The sequence below is a fragment of the Adlercreutzia sp. DFI.6.23 genome (genome assembly GCF_024462535.1).
GTDB classification, from domain to species: Bacteria; Actinomycetota; Coriobacteriia; order Coriobacteriales; family Eggerthellaceae; genus Adlercreutzia; species Adlercreutzia rubneri.
Genome location: NZ_JANGBP010000832.1, coordinates 1 through 286 on the forward strand (window position 1 = coordinate 1; position 286 = coordinate 286).

Annotated in this window: 1 protein-coding gene; it reads left to right on the forward strand. The window is 67.5% G+C overall.

Features of this window, described 5'->3' with window-relative positions:
• The coding region (locus NE591_RS15650; protein WP_256157149.1) for a MarR family winged helix-turn-helix transcriptional regulator at positions 1 to 286 on the forward strand (286 nt) is incomplete at both ends.

Below are 286 nucleotides of genomic sequence, written 5' to 3' on the forward strand. Positions count from 1 at the left end.
TGCCACGCGCTCGCTCGTATCCATCGAGCTCATCCGCGCCGAGACAGAGCGCACCCTGCGCGATGCCACGGGCGCGTCGCTCAACGAGTGCCGCATCATCCAACGCCTCGGCGAGACGGATCATCCCGAACGCGTCGGAACCCTGGCAGAGCAGCTGATAATGTCGCCGGTGAACGCGGCGCGCGCCGTGGATCGCCTCGTGGGCCGCGGCTGGGCCAAACGCCTGAAGTCGCCTCACGACAAGAAGGCCGTGTACGTGGCCCTCACCGACGAGGGCGTTTACCAG